Raw genomic sequence first — 25,487 nt, 5'->3', positions numbered from 1 at the left:
AGGAACGTCGGGCCCCGAACTGCCAGCGGCTCCCGGGACTTCACCTGACAGGGGGCTCCGAGGGGTCCAGGGGTGTGCGCAGCGCGGACCGCCCCTCACGCCAGGCCGCCAGCAGGTGGTCCCCGAGGCGGTCTTCCAGGTGGCCGGTCGCCTCGATGCCCAGGACGACGTCCGCCGCCAGGCCGGGCTCGTCCTCCAGCAGGCCGCCGATCACCTCGTGGCGCACGACCTGTTCGTGGACCGCGTCGGCTTCCACGTGCTCGTCGTAGAACCGCTGGGCGGCTGGGCCCGCACCCGCGCGGCGCAGGGCCTCGGCCAGCCTTCTCGACCCGGGGGACGAGGTGATCTCCACGGTGGCGAAGTGCCCGACGAGCGCCCCGCGCAGCCGCCGGTGGAGCCCGAAGAGGGACATCACATTGACCGTGGCCAGGGCCTGGGCGGGCGCGGCGTCGAGGTAGCGGCCGTACCGCGCGTCGAGGCCGAGGTCGGTCATCAGGTCGGCGAAGAGCTGCGCGTGGATGTCCTCCGCCCGGCCCGCGCCGAACTCGTCGAACTCGACGGCGACCATCGCCGCCTTCGCCCGGCCGTTCAGCCTGGGCACCACCCACACGTGCGGGTCGGCTTCCTTGAGGTGGTAGAGGGAGCGCACGGCGGCGTACTCGCGCAGTTGCCACAGCTCTCCCTCCCGCCGGAGGTGGTGGCTGACGCTGTGGCCGTCGTCCCCCACGGGTTCCAGCTGGAGCGCGTCGACGGCCTGCGCCACGTCCTTCCCGCCGGGGCCGCTGTCGCGGCGCACCGCGTCCAGGAAGACGTCCTCGGCCGCCGCGCGCACGGCGAGCAGGGCGGGATCCCATTCCAGGCGCTCGTCCACGCCCGCGAAACCCCGGTAGTGGAGCTCGTACAGGACGTACAGGAGCAGCTGGAGGTCGTCCCCGTACGGGTCGGAGCGGCGGACCGCCCCGGCTTCGGGCAGAGGAGCCCTGCCGCCCGCCAGCACGGCGAGGAGGCTCTCGCTCAGGGGGCCGCGCGCCCGGGGAAGTCCGGGGGACGTCGTGGGGGTCCTGGGGATGGTGGTCTCCGGGGTCGTCACGGTCGGGACTCCTCTTCGCCCGTCCGGGGCTGTCGGCCGCCGGGCGGGGCCGCGGAGGGCCCGGCCGGTTGGCGGCGGCGGTGGCTGGTGTCGCACCAGGGGTAGGCGCGGCTGCGGCGGCAGGTGCAGATCGCGACGACGAAGCGCTCGGACCGGGCCGTCGTGCCGTCGTCGCCCACGACCTCGACCGGCCCTTCCACCAGGATCGGGCCTTCCCGGTTCATCACCACGCGGCGCGGCTTCTCATTCCTTCCGGGCACGGATCACCACCAGCTCTTCCCTGTCCAGAGGGTCCCGCAGCAGACCCCGTGACCGGAGCCAGGCGGCCCGGCGTCGGGTGACCGGCCCGAACGGGATCGTCACACGGTCGGTCACGGAGACGTCCAGTCCGGCCGCGGAAAGCCGGCCGACCGTCTCCTCGGGGCGGCTCAGCCCCGACTGGACCAGCAGGAGCAGCCCGCCGGGGCGCAGCGCGGTGCAGGCGTCGTCACAGATACGGTCGAGGATCGCCCGCCCGTCGGGGCCCGCGTCCCAGGAGCGGCCGGGCCCGTGCCGTGGCACCGACAGGCCGGGAGACGGGACGTACGGGGGGTTGCTGACGACGGCGTCGAACGTGCGGCCGGGCAGGGCCCCGAGCAGGTCACCCCTGCGTACGGTGACGGGCAGGCGGGCCAGCGCGGTGTTCAGCCGTGCGGACGCGACGGCCCGGCGGCTGATGTCCACCGCGGTGACGCGGGCCCCCAGCCGGGCGGCGTGCAGGGCCAGCGCGCCACTCCCGGTGCAGAGGTCCAGCAGGTCCGTGCCCGGGCCGATCCCCTCGCGGCGTATGGCCAGGGCGAGGAGAAGGGTGTCGGTCTGTGGCCGGTAGACGCCGGGCAGCCGCACGACCCGGCCCGGCCGATGGGCTTGCGCGCCGGGCCGCCGGGCCCTGCTGGACTCGTCGCGCAGGGTCTGCCGCGCCGTCGGGCCGTCCTCGCCCTCGGGTACCCGAAGCTCTGGCCCGTTCAACGGCCGGGACGCCCGTCGGCCCGGTCCCGATGCTCCTGGCGGCGCGCCTCGGCCTGCCGGCGTCGGCCCGCTTCCTTGCGGTCCTGGTCGTCGAGCGCCTTGCCGTCCGCTTCCGTGGCCAGTCCGCGGGCCTTCAGCACCTTGGCCCGCAAGATCCTGCGTACGTCACGCATCGTGTCCTCCTGTGCGGTCAGTAGTGGTTCCAGCGTCGATCGGTTCATGTCTCCTCGCCCCCGGCGCGCACCTCAGGGTCCGCTATCCGGGCGTATCTGTTCCCGGTGGCTCGCGCCGCTGTACTGGAGTGACCCCGAACGGCCCCGCCAAACATGCGCCGCTCGCCGCACCGGGGACACCGGCGGTGCGCCGGAGGTCCGTCGTACGCCGAATCCGGCGTTCCGTCGGTGAGCGGCTGGAGGTGCTCGAGGACTATCCGGCCTCTCCGGGCTGCACGTTCCCGTTCGCGCCCGTCGGGATCGCCGGGATGGTGCGCCGACAGGACGCTTCCTGTGCGCTGTCCGGCCCTTGGCCGGCGCCTCCGGCGGTCCTCAGGTCCGGGCAGGGTGCGTAGCCCGGGCGGAGCAGCGGCGACGCCGCCGCCGTCGTCGACCGGATCCGCGGCGGGCTCAGCGTCGGCTGACAACCCGCGGGCCCCGGTGGGGCTCCTGGTGCGGTTCCCGGTGGATGGGGTCCGCGCCTCCGGTCAGGGGCAGGCCCGTGCCGCCCCGCCGGGCCGCCACGATCTCCGCGGCGATGGACAGGGCCGTCTCCTCGGGCGTACGGGCTCCGAGGTCCAGGCCGATGGGCGAACGCAGGCGGTCCAGCTCCCGGTCGCTCAGTCCCGCCTCGCGCAGTCGGCGCATGCGGTCCTCGTGGGTGCGGCGCGATCCCATCGCGCCGACGAACGCGGAGGGCATCCGCAGCGCCTCCGTGAGCAGCGGCACGTCGAACCGGGCCTCGTGCGTCAGCACGCACAGCACCGTGCGCCCGTCGGTGGGGGTGCGCCGGAGATAGCGGTGGGGCCAGTCGACGACGATCTCGTCCGCCTCGGGGAACCGGGCCCGGGTGGCGAAGACGGGACGGGCGTCGCACACCGTCACGTGGTGGCCCAGGAACTTGCCGGCCCGTACCAGCGCCGCCGCGAAGTCCACCGCGCCGAAGACGATCATGCGGGGCGGTGGCACGCTGCTCTCGACGAGCAGGGTCAGCCCTCCGGGGCAGTGCGTCCCGTCCTCGGAGAGGGTGACGGCGCCGGTGCGGCCGGCGTCCAGCAGGGCCGAGGCCTCGGCCGCCGCCGTACGGTCCAGCTCCGGGCGCCCGCCGAGCCCGCCCTCGTGACCACCGTCGGCGCGGACGAGCAGCGCCCGCCCCAGGAGCCCTTCCGGGCCGCTCACCACCCGGGCGAGGGCGGCCCCCGTGCCGGAGACCGCGGCGGACAGCGCGGCCCCCAGCACCGCGCGTTCCGGTGAGTCGGCGCGGACCGGCGTGACCATGATGTCGATGACCCCACCGCAGGTCAGCCCGGCCGCGAAGGCGTCCTCGTCGCTGTAGCCGAACTGCTCGCGCACGGACCGGCCGCCCTGGAGGGCCTGGGCGCACAGTTCGTAGACCGCGCCCTCCACGCAGCCACCGGAGACCGACCCGATCGCCGTGCCCCCACTGTCGACGGCGAGGGCCGCGCCGGGCCCGCGCGGCGCGCTGCCGGCGACGGAGACGACGGTGCCGACGGCGAACTCCCGGCCCTCCGCCATCCATCGGTGCAGTTCACCGGCGATGTCAAGCATCCGGCGCTCCCCCGGCGGTCTCCGGCGCCGTCGCCGCGAGGATCCGGTCGGGGCGGATCGGCAGGTCCCGGTGGCGGGCGCCGGTGGCGTGCCAGACCGCGTTGGCGACGGCCGCCGCCGCGCCCACGATGCCGATCTCCCCGATGCCCTTGATGCCGACCGGGTCGTCGGGGTCGTGGTCGTCCACCCAGTGCGCCTCGATGTCCGGGACGTCGGCGTGCGTGGCCACGTGGTAGCCGGCGAGATCGGGGGCGTAGTGACCGCCGCTGTTCCGGTCGCGGACCGCCTCCTCGTGCAGGGCCATGGAGATGCCCCAGGTCATCCCGCCGACGAGCTGGTTGCGGGCGGTGAGCGGATTGACGATGCGGCCCGCGGCGAAGACGCCCAGCATGCGGCGCACCCGGACCTCGCCGGTGGCGGTGTCGACGGCGACTTCGGCGAACTGCGCCCCGTAGGAGTGCCGTTCCTTCCGCGCGAGGCTCGCGAGCGCCTCGGTGGTGTCGGACCGCACCGTGATCCCCTCCGGGGGGATGCTCGCGGTCACCGCGAGCCGTTCCCGCAGTTCGGCGGCGGCGGCAGTGACGGCCCAGGCCCAGGAGCGGGTGCCCATGGAACCGCCGGCGATCATCGCCGGGCCGAAGTCGCTGTCGCCAATACGGACCCGGACCCGTTCGGGTGCGGTCTCCAGCGCGTCTGCCGCTATCAGGGTGAGCGCGGTACGGGCTCCGGTGCCGATGTCGGCGGCGGTGATGCGTACGGTGAACGAACCGTCCGCCTCCGCCGTGACCAGGGCGGTGGACGGGGCGGCCCCGGCGCCGAAGGAGGCCGCCGCCGTGCCGGTGCCCAGCAGCCAACGTCCGTCGCGGCGGATGCCGGGACGCGGATCGCGGTCCGCCCAGCCGAACCTGCGCGCGCCCTCGCGGAAGCAGGCCGCCAGATTGCGGCTGCTGAACGGGAGCCCCGAGACGGGACCCACCTCCGGCTCGTTGCGCAGGCGCAGTTCGATCGGGTCGACACCGGTGTGTTCGGCGAGCTCGTCGAGGGCCGCCTCGATCGCGAAGGACCCCGGGGCCTCTCCCGGTGCGCGCATCCAGGTCGGGGACGGCACGTCGAGCCGTACGACGTGGTTGCCGGTGCGGTGCGCCTCGGCGTCGTACATCACCCGGGCGACGCCCGCGCTGGGCTCGACGAACTCGTACACCGTCGACGTCTGGTTCAGCGAGAGGTGCTCCAGGGCCAGCAGCCGGCCGTCGGGGGCCGCGCCGAGCCTGATCCGCTGGATGGTGGGACTGCGGTAGCCGCCCAGGGTGAACGTCTGCCGCCGGGTCAGCACCACGCGCACCGGGCGCTGAAGGGCGGTGGCGGCCATCACGGCGGACACCTGGTGGGCGCGCAGGCCCTTGCTGCCGAAGCCGCCGCCGATGTGCTCGGACCGGACCCGCACCGAGGAGGCGTCGAGCGAGAACATCATGGCCAGCTCGCTCTGGACCCAGACGGCGCCCTGGTTGGAGTCGACGACCTCCAGCCGGCCGCCGTCCCAGCGGGCGGTCGCCGCGTGCGGCTCCATCATGCTGTGCTGCTCCTCGGGGGTGGTGTACCGCGCGTCCACCACATGGGCGGACGCGGCCAGCCGGTCCTCCAGGTCGCCCTTCTCCGTCTCGGCGGGCATGTGGCTCGCGGCGGGGTAGGCGTCCGGGTGTCCGGCGACGAGCGCGGTGTCGTGGGGCTCCCGCTCGTAGGTCACCACCAGCGCTTCGGCGGCCTCCCGGGCCTCCTCGGAGGTCTCGGCGACGACCAGCGCGACCGGCCAGCCGGCGAACGGCACCCGGTCGTTCTGAAAGACGGCACAGGTCGGGTCCGGCGGGGTGCCGAGCATGCCGACGTAGTCGAGGTTCATGCGCGGGGCGTTGCCGTGGTGCAGCACGGTGAGCACGCCCGGCATGTCGAGGACCGGGGCGGTCTCCACGTCGAGGATCCGGCCACGGGTGACCGTGGACAGCACGAGCCAGCCGTGGGCCAGGTCCGGATGCGGTATCTCGCCCGCGTAGCGGGCCGCGCCGGTGACCTTGTCGCGGCCCTCTACGCGGGTGTGGGCGACGCCGACGGCTCCGCGCACGGCCCGGGGTCCCGGCGTGGTGGTCGTCATCGGGCGTCCCTTCCGGCGAGTTCGGTGAGTACGGAGACCACGAGGTTGCGCATGAGGGTCACCTTGTATCCGTTGTCGGGCAGCGGCCGGGCGGCGGCCAGTTCGGCGTCGGCCGCGGCGGCGAAGGTCGCGCCGTCGGCCGGCGCTCCGGTCAGCACGGCTTCCGCCGCACGGGCGCGCCAGGGCCGGGAGGCGACGGCTCCGAGGGCGAGGCGCGCTTCGCGCACGCGGCCGTCCTCGATGTCGAGCGCCGCTGCGACGGAGCCGATGGCGAAGGCGTACGAGGCCCGTTCGCGCACCTTGCGGTAGCGGGAGCGGGCGGCGACGGGCGCGGCGGGGAGGCTGACGTGGGTGATCAGCGCGCCGGGCGGCAGGGCGGTCTCCCGGTGCGGGGTGTCTTTGACGGGGAGGTAGAAGTCGGTGAACGGCGTCTCGCCGGGCCCGTCGGCGCTCTCGTAGGAGACCACCGCGTCGAACGCCGTCAGCGCCACGCCCATGTCGGAGGGGTGAACGGCCACGCAGTGGCCGGAGGCGCCGAGGACGGCGTGGTTGTGGTGTTCGCCGGCGACGGCGGGACAACCACTGCCCGGGGCACGCTTGTTACAGGGCTTGGAGACGTCGGTGAAGTAGCCGCAGCGGGTGCGCTGGAGGAGGTTGCCGCCGACGGTCGCCATGTTGCGCAGCTGCCCGGAGGCTCCGGCCAGCACGGCCTGGGTCAACGCCGGGTAGTGGCGGCGGACTTCGGGGTGGGCGGCCAGATCGCTGTTGGTGACGGTCGCTCCGATGCGCAGACCGCCGTCCGCCGTGGGTTCGACGCGATCCAGGGGGAGATCGCGGATGTCGACGAGGCGGTCGGGGCGCTCCACGCCGGACTTCATCAGGTCGACGAGGTTGGTGCCGCCGCCGAGGAACCGTGCGTCCGGGTCGGCGGCGAGGAGAGCCACCGCACCGGTGACGTCGTGGGCGCGCTGGTAGTCGAACTCCTTCACGCGGCGGTCTCCTTCGTGGTTGCCGTCCGGTCCTCGGCGTGGGACTCGGCGTGGGACTCGGCGGCGCGGGCGACGGCCTGGACGATCGAGACGTAGGCGCCGCAGCGGCACAGGTTGCCGCTCATGCGCTCGCGGATCTCGTCGGGCGTCAGCGGTGGCGGTCCCGCCCCGGGCCCCGGGTCGTCGGTGACGGCGCTCGGCCAGCCGGCCGCGTGTTCCTCGATGACGGCGATGGCCGAGCAGATCTGGCCGGGTGTGCAGTAGCCGCACTGGTAGCCGTCGAGGTCGAGGAAGGCCTGCTGGACGGGGTGCAGTTCGTCGCCCTCGGCCACGCCTTCGATGGTGGTGATCTCGCGCCCCTCGGCCGCGACCGCGAGGCTGAGGCAGGAGACGACGCGTCGCCGGTCGACCAGGACGGTGCAGGCGCCGCACTGCCCTTGGTCGCAGCCCTTCTTGGTGCCGGTGAGGTCGAGGCGCTCGCACAGGGCGTCGAGCAGGGTGGTGCGGTGGTCGATGGGCAGGTGGTGCTTCTCGCCGTTGATGTTCAGGGTGATCGCACGGGACGTCGACGAGGTCGCTGGGGCCATGATCAGCCTTCTCTGGTCTCTGGTGACGAGGATCCGGACCGTCGGCCGGGACCGGTCGATCCGGCGGCCGGCGAACGCGACCGGCGCTAAGGTAGCCCTAACCGGACTGCTGTCCGTTCACGGAAAAAACGTAACGGACAACTGTCCGGTTAACAAGGACGGGTTTCGGCCACGAGCCCGCGAGGAGGATCCGTGTCCCAGCCGAAGAAGGACGCCCCCCTGCGTGTCGACGCGCAGCGCAATCGCGAGCGCATCCTGCGCGTGGCCATGGTCGAGCTGACGCTGCGCGCGGACGCCCCGCTGAGCGCGATCGCCAAGAAGGCGGGCGTCGGGCAGGCCACGTTCTACCGCAACTTCCCCCACCGGGAGGCCCTCGTCCTGGAGGTCTACCGCTACGAGATGCAGCAGGTCGCCGATGCCGCGGGCGAGCTGCTCCGGACGCGGCCGCCCGAACGGGCCCTGCGCGAATGGATGGACCGCCTCGCCCGCTTCGCCATGACCAAGGCCGGCCTCGCGGACGCGATCCGGCTGGTCACCAGCGCGCCGGGCGGACCCGCCAAGCCCGGCCCCACCCCGGTCATGGAGGCGGCCGGAACCCTGCTCCGCGCCTGCGAGGACGCCGGCGTCGTCCGCCCCGGGGTGACCCCGGACGACTTCTTCCTCGCCATCGCCGGTCTCTGGCAGATCGATCCGCGCGAGGACTGGGAGCCGAGGGCCGGCCGGCTGCTGGATCTCGTCATGGACGGACTGCGCGTCGGGGCGCCCGGACGCTGACGGGACCGCCCGCCACCGGGTGTCGGCGGGCCGTGTGATGATGCCCCGGACAGCGCTCGGACCTGGGGAGGGCCGGGCCGTACGCACGCGGCGGGAGCGGTGAGTTGAGCAAGGGCGGGGCGTCCATACCGGACGAGGAGTGGGAGCGTTTCCTGAGGGAGTCCGAGGCCGGGGGCCGGGGAGCGCCCGAGGAGCCGTCGGCCCGGGCCCGGATGGTGGCGCGCCGGCTTCAGGAGGAGTCCGGCCCGCCGGAGGGGTGGCGTACGTACCCGCCGGCGCGGCGGCGCAGGAGCAGGGGCTGGGCCGCGCTCGGTCTGGCGACCGCCGTCGCCGTGGTGGTCGTGGCCGTCGGTCCCTGGGGGATCGGCAGCTGGTTCGACGGCGACGACGGTGCGAACGCCACGCCCCTGGCCGCGGAGTCGGAGCGCCCGACCGGTGCGCCCGCGCAGGAGGCCGCGGACCGGCCGCCCACCCTGGACGAGCCGTTCAGGGGATCGCCGGCCGCGCGATGGAGCGACGGAACGGCGGGCATCCATCTGCCCGAACCACGGGCGACCGGCTGGATGAGCAGGGCGGAGGTCGCGGAAGCGCTCGCGAAGACCCGGGACTTCCTCGCCGCGTCCGGCCTCGACCCCGCCGTACTGCGCGGCGAGCGGCCGGACAGGGCCATCGCGCTGATCAACCCGCACCAGGCGGATGTGCGGGGCTTCCTCAAGAAGGCGCTGCGCGCGCCCGATCGCGAGAACGACCCGCTCCTGCTGTTCAGCCGCTTCCGGCCCTCCGATGTGCGGCCGGCCGGAGACGTGGTCAAGACCCGCGGCCGGGTCACCTTCCGGGAGGGCGAGCGCGGTGCGGTGCGGGTCTCCACCGACGTCACCTACGTCTACCCGGTCGTGCGCGCCGAGGGGGACAGCGACGAGGTGGCGCGCACCATCGTGCGCCGCGAGGTGGTGATGAGCTGGGACGACCCGGCGAAGATCGTGACCGAGCCGGGGACGTTCTCCCTCGTCTCCTACAAGGTGGACACCACCAACGGCGGTTGCGACACCCACACCGGCTATCTCACCCCCGCGTTCCTCGCCGAGCGCACCGACGCCGAGGCACGCGACGGTGCCGCGGTCGACCCGTACGACCGGAGCACGTCGATGGAGGAGCGTATGCGGGAGGGCGACGAGGAGGGCTGCGGGACCGCCACCCGCTCCTGAGGAGGGACGGTCCGCTCCGCGCGCGGGAGCGTTGACGGGGACGGGAGCGCCGCGCGCGGGAGCGTTGACGGGGAGCCCCGCGCAACAGGGCCTGGTCGCGGAGCGGGGCGCGCTGCCCCGGGTCGTCCGCTCGGGGCAGCGCCCCGGCTCCGCGCTCTCCCGGCCACCAATCCGGTGATCGCCCGGCGCCGAATACGTGGTGAGGGTCGCGGACACCGCCGCTCTCTCCCGCGAGAGGCGGTACGTCATGATCACGCTGATGCTGATCGGATTGCTGGGCGGGCTGATCACCGCGGTGTCGCCCTGCATCCTGCCCGTCCTGCCGGTGGTGTTCCTGGCCGGCGGCTCCGGGCGGGGCGAGGACGGCGATGCCGCCGGCAAGCCGGCGCGGCCCCCGGGCACCGAAGGCGACGGTGGCGGTGGCGGTGGGACGACAGGGGGCGGTGGCGCTGTCGCGACCGCTCCCCCGGGGCGCCCGGACGTCCGCCGCGCAACCGCCGTCCCTACGCCGTCGTCGCGGGCCTCGTCGTCAGCTTCGCGTTCTTCACCCTGCTCGGCGTGACGATCATCTCCGCCCTCGGTCTGCCGCAGGACATCCTGCGGTACGTGGGCCTGGGACTGCTCGTCCTCATCGGCCTGGGTCTGATCTTCCCGCCCGTCGAACGCCTGCTGGAGAAGCCCTTCGCCCGTATCCCGCAGCGCCAGGTGAACAAGGAGGGCAGCGCCTTCGTCCTCGGTCTGGGCCTCGGCCTGCTGTACGTGCCGTGCGCGGGGCCCGTGCTCGCCGCGATCACCATCGCGGGAGCCCGGGGCGAGATCAGTTCCGACATCGTGGTGCTGACCCTGTCCTTCGCCGTCGGCACCGCCGTGCCGCTGCTCGTGTTCGCGCTGGCCGGGCGGAGGGTGGCCGACCGCGTCGCCGCGTTCCGCAGGCGTGCCCGGGGGCTGCGCATCGCCGCCGGGTCGCTGATGATCGTCCTCGCGCTGGCCCTGGCCCTCGACGTCACCGCCGCCATCCAGCGGTCGCTGCCCGACTACACCTCCGGCGTCCAGCGGAAGATCGAGGACAGCGACGCCGCCCGGCAGCAGTTGTCCGGCCTGTACGACAACTCCAACAAGGCGCTCTCCCGCTGCGAGGACGGCGCCGACGAACTGCGCTCGTGCGGGCCGGCCCCCGCGCTGGAGGGCATCGACTCCTGGTTCAACACCCCCGGCGACCGCCCCGTCGACCTCGAGGGCCTGCGCGGCAAGGTCACGCTGATCGACTTCTGGACGTACTCCTGCATCAACTGCCAGCGCGCTGTGCCGCACATCCGCGACTGGGAGCGTGCCTACCGGGACGCCGGGCTGCGTGTCATCGGTGTGCACTCCCCCGAGTTCGCCTTCGAGAAGAAGCGGAGCAACGTCGTCGCCGGCGCCGAGAAGCTCGGAGTGGACTGGCCCGTCGCCCTCGACAACGACCTCGCCACCTGGGACAACTACCGCAACCGCTTCTGGCCCGCCAAGTATCTGATCGACGCCGAGGGCACGGTCCGCTACTTCAAGTTCGGTGAGGGCCAGTACGACCGGACGGAGAACATGATCCGTGAGCTGCTCCGGCAGGCGGATCCCACCGTCGTCCTTCCGGAGCCCACGGACCGGGCCATGGACGATCTGGCCTCCGAACGGACTCCTGAGACCTATCTGAGCAACCTGCGCATCCGCGGTTACGTCGGCACGCCCCTGGTGGACGACCGGCCGGCCGTCTACCGCTTCCCGAAGGGCGATCTGCCGCTCGGCAAGCTGTCGTTGGACGGCACGTGGACCGCCGGGTACGAGGAGTTCACGGCGGGGCGCGAGGCCCGGCTGGCCTTCACCTACCGGGCGAAGAACGCCAACATCGTCCTCGCCGGCACCGGCGAGGTCACCGTTCTGGTGAACGGCGAGGTCACCAAGACCCTCCGGGTGAGCGGCGCGCCGACGCTCCACCGGCTCACCGACGACCGGGACCCGCGCACCGCACGCCTCGAACTCCGCGTGGACGAGGGCCTCCAGGCCTATGCCTTCACTTTCGGGTGAGCCCCCGGCCCCGGCCGGGACCGGACCGAGGCCTCCCGCGACGAGCCGGGTGGGCACGGCCCCCTTCCGGTTCGCCCCCACGCCGGTGGAACGACCGTGGACGCGACCCCACGCAACGGGCGGGGCTACCGCCCGAGCAGCGCGGCGACGGTGATCAGCACCGGGACGGAGAGCAGGGTGGACAGCAGGATCGACTCCCTGGCGAACCGCTCGGCGATCCCGTAGTGCGAGGCGTACGTGAAGAGGTTCTGGGCGGCCGGGAGAGCCGCGATCACGACCACGGCCAGTAGCGCCTCGCCCCGCAGCCCGAACAGTCCCGCGCCGACGGCCCATGCGACGACCGGCTGGGCGACCGTCTTCAGCAGGGCGGACAGGTACAGCGCGCCCCGGTCCTCGCCCCGGCCCGGCCGCTCGCCGCCGTACAGGGATATCCCGAAGGCGAGGAGGACCGCGGGGACCGACATGTTGCCGATGAGGACGAGCGGCTCCAGCAGGGGCCCGGGCAGGGTCCGGCCGGACGCGGCCACGGCGACACCGGCCAGCGATCCGATCGCCATCGGGTTACGCAGCGGGGTGGTCAGCCGCCGGAGGACCGAGACCGGTTCTCCGGGGCGGCCGAGGTCGAGGACGGTCAGGGCCAGCGGGGTCACCACGATCTGCTGGAGGAGCAGCACCGGGGCGACGAGCGAGGCGTCTCCGAGGACGTAGACGGCGATGGGGATGCCCAGATTCCCGGCGTTGACGTAACTGGAGCACAGAGCGCCGATGGTGATCCGTCCGGCGTCCCAGCGCAGGAAGAGCCCGGCCACCACGACGAAGACTCCGGCCGCGGCGGCCGTGGCCGTCGCCGTGACCAGCAGGCGTGTCGACAGGACGACGGACAGGTCCGCGCCCGCGAGCATGGTGAAGAGCAGGGCCGGGGTCGCCACGTTGAAGGCCAGCCGGGTCAGCACGGTGCGGCCGTCCTGTCCCAGATATCCGCGGCGGCCTATGACGTACCCGACGGCGATGACGGTGGCGATCACCGTGAAGCCGGTGAGGACTCCCTGCATGTCTTCCTTGCGGGTGGATCAGGTGCGGTGGGCGCCGGGCGGGTGGAACATCTGGTCAGGTGCGGTGGGCGCCGGACGGACGGGACACCTGGTGGTCAGGTGCGGGGGACGGCCGGGCGTAACACCTGGTCAGGTGCCGGACAGCGTCTCAGACCGGTGGTCGCGCCCCCGAGGCGGGGTGGGGCGCGACCGGTGGGCCACCGCCGTCGCGAGATGGCTCCGGTCCTCCACCAGCACGGTGCCGGGCTGGAAGGCGGGGTGGCCCCCGAAGCGGGCACCGAGCAGTTCGCCGTAGTACGGCCAGTCGTACTCGGTGCACGCGGCGGAGCGGACGCCCATGAAGCCGCCGCCGTCCGCGACCTATCGCTGGAGCGCCGCCCGTCCCTCCTCGGTGAGGACGTCGCCGCTCGTGGACAGGAGGACCACCGCGCCGCGTCCCGCCAGGGGAGGCTTCGGTGAAGACCGTGGGGTCCTCGGAGGCCTCCACCGTGAAACCCTCCTCCTCGCCCAGTTCGCGCAGGGCGGTGCGCGCGGCGGGAATGGAGTCGTGCCGGTAGCCCGTCGTACGGGTGTAGACGAGGACGTCCGACAGGTGGCCGGTCAGGGGCATGCGGTCACTCCGGTTCTCCGGGGATCAGGCCGAGGTGGTCAGGGCCGCGCGGGTCACCGCGTGGGCGAACTCTTCTCCCGCGCAGTAGCGTGACGTAGAAGGCCTTCCTGCCCGTCCTCGGGCAGTACGTCCACAGGGCGCCTCCTGCCAGGCGGCCGTACGACATCGCTCGATGCAGTGCCCGCGGCGGTCGACGTGCCTGCATGCTGACATGCCTCCGAACGAAACCGGATGACCGAGGACGACACTTCTAGCCATCATTCGAAAGGTTCGGTTGCGAATGATGCGAGCGAACACCCAGGGTCACTTCACTCGGACGCCCCGAACATCCCGATATGCCTGATCTCGTGAATCGTCTTAGCCTGCTGACACTGCTCGGATAGTCGACAGCCGGCGCCGTCGGCGGAGGGCGAGCCCCCATGGCTGAACTACGCAGGAAGTCCGGACTGCTCGGCGAGTTGTCCGCCGAGTTCGCGGGCACGATGATCCTCATCCTCTTCGGGTGCGGCGTCGTCGCCCAGGTGGCGGCGGGCGGAGCCCTCACGGATCCGGCCGGCGGGCTCGGGGACCACGACAGCATCGCCTGGGCGTGGGGGCTGGGCGTCACGCTCGGCGTCTATGTGGCGGCGCGGCTGAGCGGGGCGCATCTCAATCCCGCGGTGACGCTCTCCCTGGCCGCGTTCAAGGGGTTCCCGTGGAGCAAGGTGGCTCCGTACGCGCTGGCGCAGACGGCCGGCGCTTTCGTGGCCGCGCTCCTCGTCCGGTGGAACTACAGCGAGGCGCTGGCGAAGGCCGACCCCGGGCACACCATCAAGACGCAGTCCGTGTTCTCCACCCTGCCGGCCAACGGCAACCCGGCACTGCCGGTCCACGAGTGGGGCGCGTTCCGCGACCAGATCATCGGCACCGCCCTGCTCCTGCTGCTGATCATGGCCGTCACGGACCTGCTGAACACCCCGCCGGGCTCGAACCTGGGCCCGTTCATCATCGGTCTGATCGTGGTCGCCATCGGCATGGCCTGGGGTACCAACGCGGGTTACGCGATCAACCCGGCGCGTGACTTCGGCCCCCGGCTGGCGAGCTTCCTCACCGGTTACGGGGGCGCGTGGCGGGACCAGTACGGGAATCTCTACTTCTGGGTTCCCATCCTCGGCCCGCTGATCGGCGGCCTGCTCGGCGCGGGTCTCTACAAGGCCTTCATCGGACGCTTCCTGCCGTCCGCCGCACCCGAACCGCCCGGACGCGTCCCGGCGCCTTCCAAGGACTGACGACTTCCCAGGGCTGACGACTTCCAAGGACTGACGACACCGGCCGGAGAGGCGACACACATCATGGCTGACTTCATCGGCGCGGTGGACCAGGGGACCACCAGCACCCGGTTCATGATCTTCGATCACGGCGGCAACGAGGTCGCCAAGCACCAGCTGGAGCACGAGCAGATCCTGCCCCGCTCCGGCTGGGTGGAGCACGACCCGGTGGAGATCTGGGAGCGCACCAACTCGGTGATCCAGAACGCCCTGCGGCACGGCGGTCTCTCGCCGACGGACCTGAAGGCCATCGGGATCACCAACCAGCGCGAGACCACGGTGGTCTGGGACCCGCGCAACGGGCGGCCCTACTACAACGCCATCGTGTGGCAGGACACCCGTACCGACGCCATCGCGGCGAACCTCGAACGCTCGGGGCAGGGAGAGGTCATCCGCCGCAAGGCCGGGCTGCCGCCGGCGACGTACTTCTCCGGCGGCAAGATCCAGTGGATCCTGGAGAACGTCGACGGCGTACGGGAAGCGGCCGAGGCCGGTCACGCGCTCTTCGGCAACACGGACGCCTGGGTCCTGTGGAACCTGACCGGCGGCCCGAACGGCGGTATCCACGCCACCGATGTGACCAACGCGAGCCGCACCATGCTGATGGACCTGGAGACCCTCGACTGGGACGAGGAACTCCTGGGCTTCTTCGGCGTCCCCCGGGCGATGCTCCCGAAGATCAACCCCTCGTCGCATCCGGAGGCCTACGGCTCCACCCGCACCTCCCGGCCGCTGGGCGCCGCGATTCCCATCGGGGGCGTCCTCGGCGACCAGCAGGCGGCCACCGTCGGCCAGGTCTGCTTCGCCCCGGGCGAGGCCAAGAACACCTACGGGACCGGCAACTTCCTGCTGCTCAACACCGGCACCGAGCTGGTCCGCTCGGAGCACGGGCTCCTCACCACGGTGGCCTACCAGTTCGGCGACAGTCCGGTGGTCTACGCGCTGGAGGGCTCCATCGCCGTCACCGGGTCGGCGGTGCAGTGGCTGCGCGACCAGATGAAGATCATCAAGTCGGCGCCCGAGAGCGAGGAGCTGGCCCGGAGCGTCGAGGACAACGGCGGCATGTATTTCGTGCCCGCGTTCTCCGGCCTGTTCGCGCCGTACTGGCGGTCCGACGCCCGCGGCGCGATCGTCGGCCTGGCCCGGTACAACGACAACGCCCACCTGGCACGGGCCACCCTGGAAGCCATCTGCTACCAGAGCCGCGATGTGGTCGAGGCCATGGAGCAGGACTCCGGGGTCCATCTCGACGTGCTCAGGGTCGACGGCGGGGTCACCGCCAACGACCTCTGCATGCAGATCCAGTCCGACGTCCTCGGCGTCCCGGTCAGCCGTCCCGTCGTCGCCGAGACGACCGCTCTCGGCGCGGCCTACGCGGCGGGGCTCGCCACCGGCTTCTGGCAGAACACCGACGAGCTGCGCACCCAGTGGCACGAGTCGAAGCGCTGGTCGCCCCAGTGGTCCGAGGAGCAGCGCGCGGAGGGCTACGCCGGCTGGAAGAGGGCGGTGGAACGCACCCTCGACTGGGTGAAGGTCCCCTGACCGCCACCGGTCCCCCGCCACCGGTCCCCCGCCACAGAGTGGCGGCCGGACGCCCTCGCATAGGTTGGCCGTCCCATCCGACGCACCGCGACGAGGACCGCCCCCATGCGCAGCAGTACCAGGATCCGCCTGATAGAGCCCACCGACGCCGCCCCGATCGCCGCGCACCGGGTGCGGGACGCCGAGGCCTTCCGACCGTGGGAACCGGCCCAGCCGGCCGACTACTTCACCCCTGAGGGCCAGGCCGAGCGGATCGAGGGCCTGCTCGCCGGATACCGGGCCGGCACCGTCTGGCCGGGCGTGGTGTTCGCCGACGACCAGGTGATCGGGCAGGTCACCGTGGGCGGCATCCTGCCGCAGCCGCATCTGCGCCGCGGCTCCGTCGGCTACTGGATCGCCTCCGTCGCCCAGAATCAGGGACATGCCGGGAACGCCGTCGGGCTCGCGCTCCGGGTGATGACGGACGAACTCGGCCTGCACCGCGCCGAGGCGTCCACCAATCTGGAGAACCTGCCGTCGCAACGGGTGCTGCGTCGCAACGGGTTCACCCCGTACGGCGTCGCGCACTCGGCGATCTTCCTCGACGGGAGCTGGCGGGACGGGCTGCTGTGGGAGCGGATCCTCGGCGACTGAGCAGGCCACAGCATGATCAGGTGGCGAGGAGCGCTCCTGGGGCCGCGCTTGGATGTGGGCCACTAACTTGATTAGTATGCGTGGCTCGGCCTCCGAACAGCCGGTCGCCCGCCCGGGTCACCGGCGGAGGTGTCGCTGAAGCCGCTTTCCCCCGGCGGTACTTGACGGCCCATGGACCGTCGGACAGCGGCCGAGGAAGAAGGAGCCCGCCTCAGTGGCGTCCCACCGTCGTCCCAAGCAGCCCCGCCACGGATACACGTCCGTGCTCACCGCGACCGCGGCGGTGACGGTCGCCCTGTCGGCGCAGTCGGCCTCGGCCGATCCGCTGCCGGACCCGAACAAGAAGGGTGTCCAGGCGCAGATCGACCGGCTGTACGAGCAGGCCACCCAGGCCACCGAGAAGTACAACGGGGCGAAGGAATCGGCCGGGAAGCTGCAGAAGGAGGCGGACAACCTCCACGAGGAGGTCGTCCGCAAGCAGGCGGCGCTCAACGAGCTGCGGCACCAACTCGGTTCGGCGGCCACGGCCCAGTACCGCAGCGGTGGTCTCGACCCCTCCCTCCAACTGCTGCTCTCCGCCGACCCCGACGCCTACCTGGACCAGGCGTCGGGCCTCGACCGGCTCAGCGCCCGGCAGTCGGACACGCTCCAGCGGTTCCTCTCCCAGCAGCGTGCTCTGCAACAGCAGCGCGCCCAGGCCGCGAAGAAGCTCGGCAGCCTCGAGGAGACCCGCAACGAGCTGGGCAGCAAGAAGAAGGAGATCCAGGGCAAGCTGGCGGAGGCGCAGCGGCTCCTCAACACCCTCACGGCCGAGGAGCGGGCCGAGCGGGTCGCCAAGGAGGAGCGGGCCAACCGGGCGAGCGAGCGGACCGAACTGGCGAGCCTGCAGGGCGAGCCGGGCAACGAGGCCAGCGCGTCCGGCCGCACCGCCACGGCGTTCGACGCGGCGAAGAGCCGGGTCGGCATGCCGTACGTGTGGGGCGCCACCGGTCCTGGGTCCTTCGACTGCTCCGGCCTGACCTCCTGGGCGTTCCAGCAGGCCGACGTCTCGCTGCCCCGTACGTCGCAGGCCCAGGCAGGCGCCGGCACCCGGATCAATTCGATCGGCGCGCTCAAGCCCGGGGACCTCGTCATCATGCGCACCGACCTGAGCCATGTGGGCTTCTACGCCGGGAACGGCCAGATACTCCACGCGCCGAAGCCCGGCGCCCAGGTGCGGTACGAGTCGATGGCCCGCAGCGGGATGCCGTTCATGTGGGGCGTACGGATCTGAGGCCGTCGGCCGGTTCGCGGCGGCCGGCGGAGGTCACCCCAGTCCGGCGTGGCAGGTCAGCAGTACCGGGAGCACGGGCGTGATCAGGGCGCCCGTGCCGACCGCGCAGCGCAGGGCGGGATGTGCGCGGCGCGCCGGAGCCAGCACGCGCCGGAGGCGGACCAGCACCGTCCGGCCGCCCGCGGCGAGGGTGCCGTTCGGCGCCTCGCCCGCGGCCAGGGTGAACATGGCGGCGGCCAGCGCGCCGCGCGGGCAGCGGCGCAGCGCGTGGTCGTCGGCCGCCATCTCCAGCAACAGGGGTATCTGCTGCTGGAGATGGCGGGCGAGCGGCACACCGGGGAAGACGCGGGTGAAGGCGTGGGCCGCCGCGAGGACGAGGTGGTGGCGGCCTCGGATGTGGGCCCGCTCGTGTGCGACGACGGCGTCGAGTTCGCCGCCGGACAGGAGGCCGACGGCCCCGCTGCTGAGGACGATCCTCGGGTGGCGGCCGGGCAGGCAGTAGGCGGCGGGCTCGGTGTGTTCCACCACGGTGGCCCGCGAACAGGCTGACCGGCGGCCGACCTTGTCCAGGACCTCGCGGTGCCGGGAGCGGGCGGCGTACGCCCGCCCGGCGTGGTCGGCGAAGCCCGCGAGATGGGCGGCGGCCAGGACGGCGACCGCGGCGAGCCCCAGGCCCGGCAGGAAGCCTCCGTCGGACGGGCCGAGGCCCAGGGCCGATCGGCAGGAGTAGAGGATTCCGTGCAGGTGTGCGCCCGGGGTGGTGAGGTGCAGGGCGGCCAGGGCGACGCAGACGGAGAAGGACGCGGCCAGCGCGAACCACGCGGCGACCGCCAGCAGCGGTGACCGCTGGGGCCAGCCGCTGCGGAGCAGCGCGCGCGGGGCCAGGACGCCGACGGCCGCCGCGTATCCGAGGAAGAAGGGCGCGGCGTTCACAGCTCGCCGCCGCGGCCCGTGGCACGGAGCGCCTCGCGGAGCGCGGCGACTTCCTCCTCCGTCATCCGCTCCACGAAGTGCACGAGCGCCGCCGAGCGGTCCCGGCTCGTTCCCAGGGCGTCCTCCATCAGGGCGGCGGAGTAGGCCTCGCGACTGCGGACCGGCGTGTAGAGCCACGCCTGCCCCTGCTTCTGCCGGGTCAGCCAGCCCTTGTTGTAGAGGATGGTGGCCACGGTCATCACCGTCGTGTAGGCGGCCGGGCGGCGGAGGTTGATGTCGTCGACCACCTCACGGACCGTCGCCGGCCTGTCCCACTTCCACAGGCAGTCCATGATTTCGGCTTCGAGCTCTCCGAGCCGTCGCATTCCCCGTCCCTACTTCCGTGCGCCTGCGCGCGCCCGGGAAGCATAGTGGGTTCACGCTCCGCCGTCCTTGGACGACCGCGACAGACCGCGGCGGCCGACCGGCGGCGCCGGGCGTCGACCACCCCCGGACTCCAGGAGTACCCGTGTCGGCCATGGATGTGCACGGCCGGGCCGTCCCCCCGGCGTGACCGGCACGCGCGCGAGGACGACGCCGCGCGGATCCGTGGGCGACGGGTCGCCGCGCGGATCCGTGGGCGACGGGTTCTTGCCGCCGTCCCTTTTCCGCCCTCCGCGCGGGCCGGAGCGCTACCACCCCCGCCGGGACTCCCGCACCAGCAGCACCAGGAGATACGCCCCGCCGACGCACACGGTGACCGCGCCGGTCGGCAGCACCACGCCCTCGATCGCGTGCTGCGCCGCGATGTCGGCGCCGAGCAGCAGCAGCGCGCCGACGAGCGCCGAACCGGTGAGGTCGACGGAGGTTCCGCGGCCGGTGAGACGGCGGGCGATCTGGGGCGCAGCCAGCGCCACGAAGGCGATGGGGCCCGCCGCGGCGGTCACCGCGGCCGTGGCGGCCACGCCGAGGACGACCAGCAGCAGTTTCGTGCGCTCGACGCGTACGCCCAGCATCGCGGCCGTGTCGTCGCCCAGTTCGAGCCAGCGCATCCGGCGTTGCGCCACCGGGGCCGCCAGGGCGACCAGCGCCAGCAGGACGGCGGCCGTCAGCACGGCGGGCCGGCCGATGGCGCTGAGCGAACCGGCGCCCCACACCGCGGCCCTCAGCGCGGTGTCCACGTCCGCCTTGACCGAGAACCACGTGTTGACCGAGGACAGCAGCGCGCCGACCGCGATCCCCACGATGATGAGCCGGAAGCCCCGCACACCCCGCCGGAACGCCAGCAGATACACGGCCAGCGCGGTGACGAGGCCACCGGCCAGCGCGCCCGCCGCGAGCGCCGAGTAGCTGCTCGCGCCCGCGAGCAGCGTGAGGACGACTCCGGTGTAGGAGCCGGTGGTGAAGCCGATGACGTCGGGGCTGCCGAGCGGGTTGCGGGTCAGGGACTGGAAGACCGCGCCGCCCATCGCGAGGGCGGCCCCGAACAGTACGGCGGCGACGATGCGCGGCGCCCGCCACTCCAGGACGACGGTGCGGACGCTGTTCCTGGCGTCGCCGGACATGACCGCGGCCAGGTCGCCGAGGCTCAGCGAGTAGCTGCCGAGGGTGAAGGCCCAGAGGGACAGGGCGAGCAGCGCGGCCGACAGCAGTCCGCACACCACGACCCCGCGGCGTGTCGCCCGCAGGCTCAGGGAACCCGCCCTGAGGACGAAGGCCCCGCTCACAGCTCCCTCACCCGGCTTCCGCGCACCAGCAGGATCAGTACGGGCGCGCCGATGAGCGGCATCATGACGCCGACCTGGAGTTCGGACGGGATCACGATCAGACGGCCCAGGACGTCGGCGAACAGCACGATCGCCGGGGCGAGGACGGCGGAGTAGGCGAGGATCCAGCGCCAGTCGGGGCCGGTGAGCCAGCGCACGGCGTGCGGCACCATGAGGCCGACGAACATCAGCGGTCCCGCCGCGGCCGTCGCCGAACCGCACAGCAGGGCCACCGCGATCACCACACCGCACCGGGTCGCGCCGACCCGCAGCCCGACGGCCCGCCCCGCGTCGTCGCCGAGCGCGATCGCGTTGAGCGGGCGCGCGCAGAAGGCGGCGGCCAGCAGGCCGGCCAGGACGAAGGGCGCGATGTCGGCGGCGGTGCCCGTCGGGCGGTCGGTGATGGTGCCCGCTCCCCAGAACCGCATACGGTCGAAGGTCTCCGTGTCGATCAGGGCGAGGGTCTGGGAGACGCCGAGCAGGACCGCCGTGAAGGCGACCCCGACGAGGGTGAGGCGCAGCGGTGTGGGCCCGCCCCGGCCGCCGCTCGCGGCGAGGTAGACCACCGCCGAGCCGACGACGGCGCCGACGAAGGCGAAGGGCAGGTACTGGTCGATGCGCGTGACGCCGAAGACGGCCACGGCCAGGGTGACGGCGAAACTCGCGCCGGCGTTGACGCCGAGGACTCCGGGGTCGGCGAGCGGATTGCGGGTGAGCGCCTGGATGAGCGCCCCCGCCACGCCCAGGGACGCGCCGACGACGATGCCGAGCAGCGTGCGGTCCACGCGGGCGCCGCTGATCGTGGCGTGCGAGGCGGAGCCGTCGGGGGCGGTCAGCGCCTGCCACACCACGTCGAGGGGGAGCAGCGCCGAGCCGATCGCGACGCTGAGCACCACCGCCACGAGGAGCGTGGAGACGGCGGCGCCCAGGCCGAGGAGCCGACGGGTCCTGCGACGCGACGACCTCGACGGCCTGCCCGGTGGTGGCGCGGTCGTCGGCGCGAGCGCCTGTGCCATCTGTTCTCCCTGTGCGACCCGCCACCCGGACGGGTCGAAGTGCCGTGCGTGATCGACGTACCTGAACTGCTGGAACTGCCCGGCTCCCGGTTCAGCGGCCGCCGAGCGCCCCCACCGCGTCCGTGGTGAGCGCGCTCACCGGCACCCCGGCCTCGCGGCTCAGCGCGCGCACCAGTCCGGCCCGGGTCGCGTAGCCGGCCGCCCTGGCCGCCGCCGTCAGCTCGCCTCCGCCGCGGAGGTGTTCGACGGCGGCGTTCATCCTGGCCCGGTTGCGCCACCGTGTGAAGGGCAGTCCGGTCTCGTCGAGGAAGACGCGCTGCACCTGGCGGGGGCTCATCCGGTGTCGTTCGGCGAGCCGTTCCAGGGTCAGGGAGGGAGCGCGCAGGGCCTCGCGGGCGAGTGCGCGCACCGCGGGATGGACGGGCAGCACGACCGGGAAGTACTGCCGGGAGATCCCTCTCAGTACGCGGCCCAGCTCCTGACGGAACGGCTCGACCTGCTCCGGCGTGGTCGGCGCCGCGCCGAGTGTGGTGGTCATGACCTCGACGATCGCGGGTACTGCCCCGAGGGGCTGTACCCGGCATCGTGGCTGGTCAGCAGGGTCGAGGAGGGGGCCGAGCGCCATGCCGCCCGGCTCGATCCGCAGCGCGTGCGGCACGCGCGGAGCGAGCCAGAGGGCCTCGTGCCGACCGAGCCGCCACTCCTCGCCATCGGCGGACAGGCGGGCGCGGCCCGTCACCAGGTAGATGAGGTGCGGCGCGTCGTGCCGATGCGTGTCGTGCCCCAGAAAGCGGATGGCGTTCTCGGCGACCACGGTGCCGAGGGATGTCGTCGGCAAGCGTGCCTCCCGTTGTGCGACGCGTCGTGTCCGTCACTGGCGATGTCGTACTCGGATCGACGCAGCGGAACCAGCGAGGTTAGCCTCACCTTACCAACAGCTCGAACATCCGAGCCTACCCAGCCACATGAGGTCCCATGTTTGCTCCTGCCCGCCTTCTCGCCGTCGCGGCCGTCGCCGCGCTGGCCCTCACCGGCTGCTCGGCCGCCGACCCGTCGGGCGACGGGGACAAGGCCTCCGCCGCGAAGACCCGAACCGTCACGACCGACTACGGCAAGGTGAAGGTGCCGGCCGAGCCCAAGAAGGTGGTCGTGCTGAACCACGCCCTCGCCGGGTACCTCTACGACCTCGACGTGCCGGTGCGGGCCACGATCCCCGAGGACGCCGACGGCAAGGGCGAGTTCTCCCCGAACTGGGCGAAGGAGGCGAAGGCGGACGGCACGACGTTCCTGCCGTGGAGCGTCGACGGCTTCGACCTGGAGGCGATCCTCGCCCTGGAGCCCGACCTCATCGTCGGCGGCGGCATCGGCTTCCCCCTGTTCCAGGCGGAGAAGGTGTACGACGACCTCACCGACATCGCTCCCACCGTGCTCGTGGGCAAGAAGCTCGGCGACTGGCGGAGCCAGTTCTCCTTCCTCGCGGGTGACGTGTTCGGCAAGGCCGATGTCTACGACGAGCACCTGGCCGCGTACGACCAGCGGATCGGCGAGGTGAAGAAGGCCATCAAGCCGCCGGCCGGACCCGTGTCCTTCCTCGCCTTCACCGGCGACGGCACCGCCTACGGCCTGGTGGAGAGCGTGGGCCTGCCCCCCGAGCTGAAGAAGGTCGGCATCGAGCCGGCGCCGGTCTTCGCGGAGGGCGGTTTCAAGGTGTACGGGCAGGGCGGTGACATGTTCGAGCTGTCGACCGAGAAGGTGGGCCAGACGATCACCCAGCCGTCCGTGTTCGTGATGGGCTTCAACGCCGACACCACCGATGTCGCCACCCTCGAGAAGAACCCCGTCTACGGCGCGCTGCCCGCCTTCAAGGCGAACCAGGCCTATGACCTGCCGCACTGGGTGCTGCGCGGCGACTACGACGAGTCGATGGCCCTCCTCGACCTCATCGAGAAGCAGTTCTCCTGATGGGTGCCCAGCGTGCGTACACGACGCACCCCCTCGTCCTGCGCCGGGTCAGCGTCCGCCGCGTCCACGAGGTGACCCCCCGGATGCGCCGGGTGGTCCTCGGCGGCGAGGACCTCGGCGCGTTCACCCGCGACGGGACCGCCCACCCGGCCTTCGCCGCACCCGGGTTCGACGACCACATCAAGCTGATCCTGGCCGCGGACGGAAATGTCCGGGACGCACTCCCCGCCCAGTTGCCGCACGGCATCGAGTGGACGCCGGCCGAACACCGGCTGACCCGCGACTACACGCCCCGGCGGGTGGACCATCGGGCGGGAGAGCTCCACCTCGACTTCGTGGTGCACGGCGAAGGACCCGCGGAGGCCTGGTCGGCTTCCGCGCGGGAGGGCGACGAGCTGTGGTTCGTCGGGCCCAAGTCGTCGCTCCGGCTGCCGGAACGGCTGGACTGGATCCTCCTCGTCGGGGACGAGACGGCGCTGCCCGCGATCGGCCGCTTCCTCGACGAACGTCCCCTCGACGCACCCGCGCACATCCTGGTCACCGTCTCGGACGACGCGGCGCGCCAGGAGCTGACGCTGCGCGACGGCGACACGATCAGATGGGTGGTCGCGGAGCCGGGCGACGCGGCGGCGCTGGACGCCGCCGTCCGCGCACTGCCTTCGCCGGCGGGCGAGGGATTCGCCTGGGCGGCCGCGGAGAGCCGGGCGCTGCTTCCGGTACGCCGGTATCTCCAGCGGGAGCGGAAGCTCCCCAAGGACCGTGTGAACATCACGGGTTACTGGCACCGCGAGGAGCCCGCCGCACCGGAGGCACCGGGCCCGGCCGACGCCGCCGCCGCGCACGGCCCCGCCGGGATCCCGTCGCCGCTGCCGTGGCTGGTGGCACGGGCCGCGTTGCGGCTCGGCGTCGTCGACGCGGTGGCCGACGCGCCGGGGCTCTCCGCCGAAGCGCTCGCGACCCGCCTGGGCGTGCCCGCGCCGGGGATCGGCGTACTGCTTCCGCTGCTCGCCGCGTACGGCGTGGTCGTCGGCGCGGACAGCGGGGCCGGGCTCCGTCTGGGCCCGGCGGGCGAGGAGCTCCTGGACGACCACGAGCGCGAGGAGTACACCGGCCACGAGGCCGAGCTGCTGCTCGCCCTCGCGCACCTGGCTCCCGCGCTCCGGGACGGCACGTCCCCCTGGCGGCTCGCCTCGGGCGCCACCCTGCACGAGACGGTGACCCACGACGCGGACCGCTACGGCGAACTGGTCGAGGAGTGCGAGCAGTTGGTCTTCCTGCTGAGCGGTCTGACGGCCGACCCCCTCTGGGAGGACGTCGGGACCTGTCTCCTGACCGGGCCGGGCAGCGCCTCGGTGGTCGCCGCTCTCGACGACGCCGGGCGGCGGCCCCGGCTGCGGATCGCGGAGGAAGCCACCCCGGCCGGGGTGCTGCGCGGACACGTCACGGCACCGGACCGCATCGACTGGACGGCCGGCCCCGCCGATGTCGCCGTCGCCGCGAAGGCCCTCGCCCACCGCACCGACGAGGAGGGCGTCCAGCTCCTCACGCGGCTGGCCGGATGGACCGGGACGGCGGTCCTCGTCGAGGCCTCCCGCCCCGACGGCCTGAGTCCGCACGCGGCCGAGGCGGCCCTGCACACGTACACCGCGACCGGCAGCCCGCTGCGCGACTCCGCCGCGATCGCCGCTCTCGCGCGGCGGTCGGGCTGGAGTGTCGACCGGACGATCGCGCTCGGCTGGGGCACGGAGGCCACGGTCCTGCGCCGGGCCTGACGCC

The 25,487-nt window shown here is 73.0% G+C and carries 24 protein-coding genes and 1 pseudogene; 10 read left to right on the top strand and 15 right to left on the bottom strand.

Features of this window, described 5'->3' with window-relative positions:
• Window positions 1-40: 40 nt before the first annotated feature.
• From AC3CH1_RS33160 to AC3CH1_RS33125, 8 genes are all read right to left on the bottom strand, one after another.
• Window positions 41-1,090, bottom strand: a complete 1,050-nt coding sequence (locus tag AC3CH1_RS33160) for an iron-containing redox enzyme family protein (protein WP_488466246.1) — start codon at window positions 1,088-1,090, stop codon at window positions 41-43.
• On the bottom strand, window positions 1,087-1,320 hold the full coding sequence (locus tag AC3CH1_RS33155; protein WP_488466796.1) for a CDGSH iron-sulfur domain-containing protein: 234 nt from the start codon (window positions 1,318-1,320) through the stop codon (window positions 1,087-1,089). Before AC3CH1_RS33155 ends, AC3CH1_RS33160 begins: the two co-directional genes overlap by 4 nt.
• A 13-nt stretch (window positions 1,321-1,333) precedes the next feature.
• Entirely contained in the window at window positions 1,334-2,098 is a 765-nt protein-coding gene (locus tag AC3CH1_RS33150; RefSeq protein WP_488466245.1) for a HemK2/MTQ2 family protein methyltransferase, read from the bottom strand.
• Window positions 2,095-2,319, bottom strand: coding sequence for a hypothetical protein (locus tag AC3CH1_RS33145; RefSeq protein WP_488466244.1), 225 nt, complete (start codon window positions 2,317-2,319; stop codon window positions 2,095-2,097). Before AC3CH1_RS33145 ends, AC3CH1_RS33150 begins: the two co-directional genes overlap by 4 nt.
• A gap of 402 nt (window positions 2,320-2,721) precedes the next feature.
• On the bottom strand, window positions 2,722-3,879 hold the full coding sequence (locus tag AC3CH1_RS33140) for an XdhC family protein (protein WP_488466243.1): 1,158 nt from the start codon (window positions 3,877-3,879) through the stop codon (window positions 2,722-2,724).
• A complete protein-coding gene (locus tag AC3CH1_RS33135) occupies window positions 3,872-6,025 on the bottom strand; it encodes a xanthine dehydrogenase family protein molybdopterin-binding subunit (RefSeq protein WP_488466242.1) in 2,154 nt (717 codons plus the stop codon). Before AC3CH1_RS33135 ends, AC3CH1_RS33140 begins: the two co-directional genes overlap by 8 nt.
• Window positions 6,022-7,014 (bottom strand): FAD binding domain-containing protein, encoded by a 993-nt coding sequence (locus AC3CH1_RS33130; protein ID WP_488466241.1) that lies wholly within the window; start codon window positions 7,012-7,014, stop codon window positions 6,022-6,024. The genes AC3CH1_RS33135 and AC3CH1_RS33130 overlap by 4 nt, the downstream gene beginning before the upstream one ends.
• Window positions 7,011-7,601: a (2Fe-2S)-binding protein gene (locus tag AC3CH1_RS33125; protein WP_488466240.1), complete on the bottom strand. Its 591-nt coding sequence runs from the start codon at window positions 7,599-7,601 to the stop codon at window positions 7,011-7,013. The genes AC3CH1_RS33130 and AC3CH1_RS33125 overlap by 4 nt, the downstream gene beginning before the upstream one ends.
• 192 nt (window positions 7,602-7,793) lie before the next feature.
• On the opposite strand from AC3CH1_RS33125, the gene AC3CH1_RS33120 reads away from it, so the two are divergent.
• From AC3CH1_RS33120 to AC3CH1_RS33105, 4 genes are all read left to right on the top strand, one after another.
• Window positions 7,794-8,375, top strand: coding sequence for a TetR/AcrR family transcriptional regulator (locus AC3CH1_RS33120; RefSeq protein ID WP_488466239.1), 582 nt, complete (start codon window positions 7,794-7,796; stop codon window positions 8,373-8,375).
• 104 nt (window positions 8,376-8,479) lie between these two features.
• On the top strand, window positions 8,480-9,580 hold the full coding sequence (locus AC3CH1_RS33115; protein ID WP_488466238.1) for a hypothetical protein: 1,101 nt from the start codon (window positions 8,480-8,482) through the stop codon (window positions 9,578-9,580).
• A 247-nt stretch (window positions 9,581-9,827) separates the two neighbouring features.
• Window positions 9,828-10,142, top strand: a complete 315-nt coding sequence (locus AC3CH1_RS33110; protein WP_488466237.1) for a hypothetical protein — start codon at window positions 9,828-9,830, stop codon at window positions 10,140-10,142.
• On the top strand, window positions 10,139-11,638 hold the full coding sequence (locus AC3CH1_RS33105; RefSeq protein ID WP_488466236.1) for a cytochrome c biogenesis protein DipZ: 1,500 nt from the start codon (window positions 10,139-10,141) through the stop codon (window positions 11,636-11,638). Before AC3CH1_RS33110 ends, AC3CH1_RS33105 begins: the two co-directional genes overlap by 4 nt.
• Before the next feature lie 125 nt (window positions 11,639-11,763).
• Here the strand turns inward: AC3CH1_RS33105 and AC3CH1_RS33100 are convergent, their stop codons facing one another.
• Both AC3CH1_RS33100 and AC3CH1_RS33095 read right to left on the bottom strand, forming a co-directional pair.
• Window positions 11,764-12,690, bottom strand: coding sequence for an AEC family transporter (locus tag AC3CH1_RS33100; RefSeq protein ID WP_488466235.1), 927 nt, complete (start codon window positions 12,688-12,690; stop codon window positions 11,764-11,766).
• Window positions 12,691-12,894: 204 nt separating this feature from the next.
• Window positions 12,895-13,300, bottom strand: a pseudogene (locus AC3CH1_RS33095) (ThuA domain-containing protein); the annotation flags it as partial.
• A gap of 419 nt (window positions 13,301-13,719) precedes the next feature.
• Here AC3CH1_RS33095 and AC3CH1_RS33090 point away from each other — a divergent pair.
• The 4 genes from AC3CH1_RS33090 (at window position 13,720) to AC3CH1_RS33075 (ending at window position 18,055) form a co-directional block, all read left to right on the top strand.
• The gene (locus AC3CH1_RS33090; RefSeq protein ID WP_488466234.1) at window positions 13,720-14,568 is read left to right on the top strand and encodes an MIP/aquaporin family protein; all 849 of its coding nucleotides are present in this window, start codon (window positions 13,720-13,722) and stop codon (window positions 14,566-14,568) included.
• A gap of 63 nt (window positions 14,569-14,631) precedes the next feature.
• On the top strand, window positions 14,632-16,149 hold the full coding sequence (gene glpK / locus AC3CH1_RS33085) for a glycerol kinase GlpK (RefSeq protein ID WP_488466233.1): 1,518 nt from the start codon (window positions 14,632-14,634) through the stop codon (window positions 16,147-16,149).
• A 105-nt stretch (window positions 16,150-16,254) separates the two neighbouring features.
• Window positions 16,255-16,782 carry a GNAT family N-acetyltransferase gene (locus AC3CH1_RS33080; protein WP_488466232.1) on the top strand — a complete coding sequence of 176 codons (528 nt, stop codon included), beginning with the start codon at window positions 16,255-16,257 and terminating at the stop codon, window positions 16,780-16,782.
• Window positions 16,783-16,996: 214 nt separating this feature from the next.
• The gene (locus AC3CH1_RS33075; protein WP_488466231.1) at window positions 16,997-18,055 is read left to right on the top strand and encodes an NlpC/P60 family protein; all 1,059 of its coding nucleotides are present in this window, start codon (window positions 16,997-16,999) and stop codon (window positions 18,053-18,055) included.
• 33 nt (window positions 18,056-18,088) lie between these two features.
• Here the strand turns inward: AC3CH1_RS33075 and AC3CH1_RS33070 are convergent, their stop codons facing one another.
• The 5 genes from AC3CH1_RS33070 to AC3CH1_RS33050 all read right to left on the bottom strand — a co-directional run bounded on the left by AC3CH1_RS33070 (window position 18,089) and on the right by AC3CH1_RS33050 (window position 22,587).
• On the bottom strand, window positions 18,089-18,988 hold the full coding sequence (locus AC3CH1_RS33070; protein ID WP_488466230.1) for a M56 family metallopeptidase: 900 nt from the start codon (window positions 18,986-18,988) through the stop codon (window positions 18,089-18,091).
• Window positions 18,985-19,353 carry a BlaI/MecI/CopY family transcriptional regulator gene (locus tag AC3CH1_RS33065; protein WP_215102035.1) on the bottom strand — a complete coding sequence of 123 codons (369 nt, stop codon included), beginning with the start codon at window positions 19,351-19,353 and terminating at the stop codon, window positions 18,985-18,987. Before AC3CH1_RS33065 ends, AC3CH1_RS33070 begins: the two co-directional genes overlap by 4 nt.
• 306 nt (window positions 19,354-19,659) lie before the next feature.
• The gene (locus AC3CH1_RS33060) at window positions 19,660-20,694 is read right to left on the bottom strand and encodes a FecCD family ABC transporter permease (protein ID WP_488466229.1); all 1,035 of its coding nucleotides are present in this window, start codon (window positions 20,692-20,694) and stop codon (window positions 19,660-19,662) included.
• Complete coding sequence (locus AC3CH1_RS33055) at window positions 20,691-21,749, bottom strand: iron chelate uptake ABC transporter family permease subunit (RefSeq protein ID WP_488466228.1); 1,059 nt, start codon at window positions 21,747-21,749, stop codon at window positions 20,691-20,693. Before AC3CH1_RS33055 ends, AC3CH1_RS33060 begins: the two co-directional genes overlap by 4 nt.
• A 91-nt stretch (window positions 21,750-21,840) precedes the next feature.
• Window positions 21,841-22,587 (bottom strand): helix-turn-helix domain-containing protein, encoded by a 747-nt coding sequence (locus AC3CH1_RS33050; RefSeq protein WP_488466227.1) that lies wholly within the window; start codon window positions 22,585-22,587, stop codon window positions 21,841-21,843.
• Between the two features lie 137 nt (window positions 22,588-22,724).
• On the opposite strand from AC3CH1_RS33050, the gene AC3CH1_RS33045 reads away from it, so the two are divergent.
• Window positions 22,725-23,711, top strand: coding sequence for an ABC transporter substrate-binding protein (locus AC3CH1_RS33045; RefSeq protein ID WP_488466226.1), 987 nt, complete (start codon window positions 22,725-22,727; stop codon window positions 23,709-23,711).
• Complete coding sequence (locus AC3CH1_RS33040; protein WP_488466225.1) at window positions 23,711-25,483, top strand: siderophore-interacting protein; 1,773 nt, start codon at window positions 23,711-23,713, stop codon at window positions 25,481-25,483. Before AC3CH1_RS33045 ends, AC3CH1_RS33040 begins: the two co-directional genes overlap by 1 nt.
• Window positions 25,484-25,487 lie beyond the last annotated feature (4 nt).

This window comes from Streptomyces sp. MGP-P1, from assembly GCF_057766565.1.
The sequence above is the reverse complement of the archived record's forward strand: the minus strand, read 5'-3'. Positions and strand labels throughout refer to the sequence as shown.

What these genes read in the sequence shown, in the direction of transcription:
- AC3CH1_RS33135 (WP_488466242.1), bottom strand. Translation starts at nt 6,025, where the DNA reads ATGACGACCACCACGCCGGGACCCCGGGCCGTGCGCGGAGCCGTCGGC.
- AC3CH1_RS33080 (WP_488466232.1), top strand. Translation starts at nt 16,255, where the DNA reads ATGCGCAGCAGTACCAGGATCCGCCTGATAGAGCCCACCGACGCCGCC.
- glpK (WP_488466233.1), top strand. Translation starts at nt 14,632, where the DNA reads ATGGCTGACTTCATCGGCGCGGTGGACCAGGGGACCACCAGCACCCGG.
- AC3CH1_RS33045 (WP_488466226.1), top strand. Translation starts at nt 22,725, where the DNA reads ATGTTTGCTCCTGCCCGCCTTCTCGCCGTCGCGGCCGTCGCCGCGCTG.
- AC3CH1_RS33055 (WP_488466228.1), bottom strand. Translation starts at nt 21,749, where the DNA reads ATGGCACAGGCGCTCGCGCCGACGACCGCGCCACCACCGGGCAGGCCG.
- AC3CH1_RS33140 (WP_488466243.1), bottom strand. Translation starts at nt 3,879, where the DNA reads ATGCTTGACATCGCCGGTGAACTGCACCGATGGATGGCGGAGGGCCGG.
- AC3CH1_RS33100 (WP_488466235.1), bottom strand. Translation starts at nt 12,690, where the DNA reads ATGCAGGGAGTCCTCACCGGCTTCACGGTGATCGCCACCGTCATCGCC.
- AC3CH1_RS33110 (WP_488466237.1), top strand. Translation starts at nt 9,828, where the DNA reads ATGATCACGCTGATGCTGATCGGATTGCTGGGCGGGCTGATCACCGCG.
- AC3CH1_RS33090 (WP_488466234.1), top strand. Translation starts at nt 13,720, where the DNA reads ATGGCTGAACTACGCAGGAAGTCCGGACTGCTCGGCGAGTTGTCCGCC.
- AC3CH1_RS33145 (WP_488466244.1), bottom strand. Translation starts at nt 2,319, where the DNA reads ATGAACCGATCGACGCTGGAACCACTACTGACCGCACAGGAGGACACG.
- AC3CH1_RS33065 (WP_215102035.1), bottom strand. Translation starts at nt 19,353, where the DNA reads ATGCGACGGCTCGGAGAGCTCGAAGCCGAAATCATGGACTGCCTGTGG.
- AC3CH1_RS33125 (WP_488466240.1), bottom strand. Translation starts at nt 7,601, where the DNA reads ATGGCCCCAGCGACCTCGTCGACGTCCCGTGCGATCACCCTGAACATC.
- AC3CH1_RS33040 (WP_488466225.1), top strand. Translation starts at nt 23,711, where the DNA reads ATGGGTGCCCAGCGTGCGTACACGACGCACCCCCTCGTCCTGCGCCGG.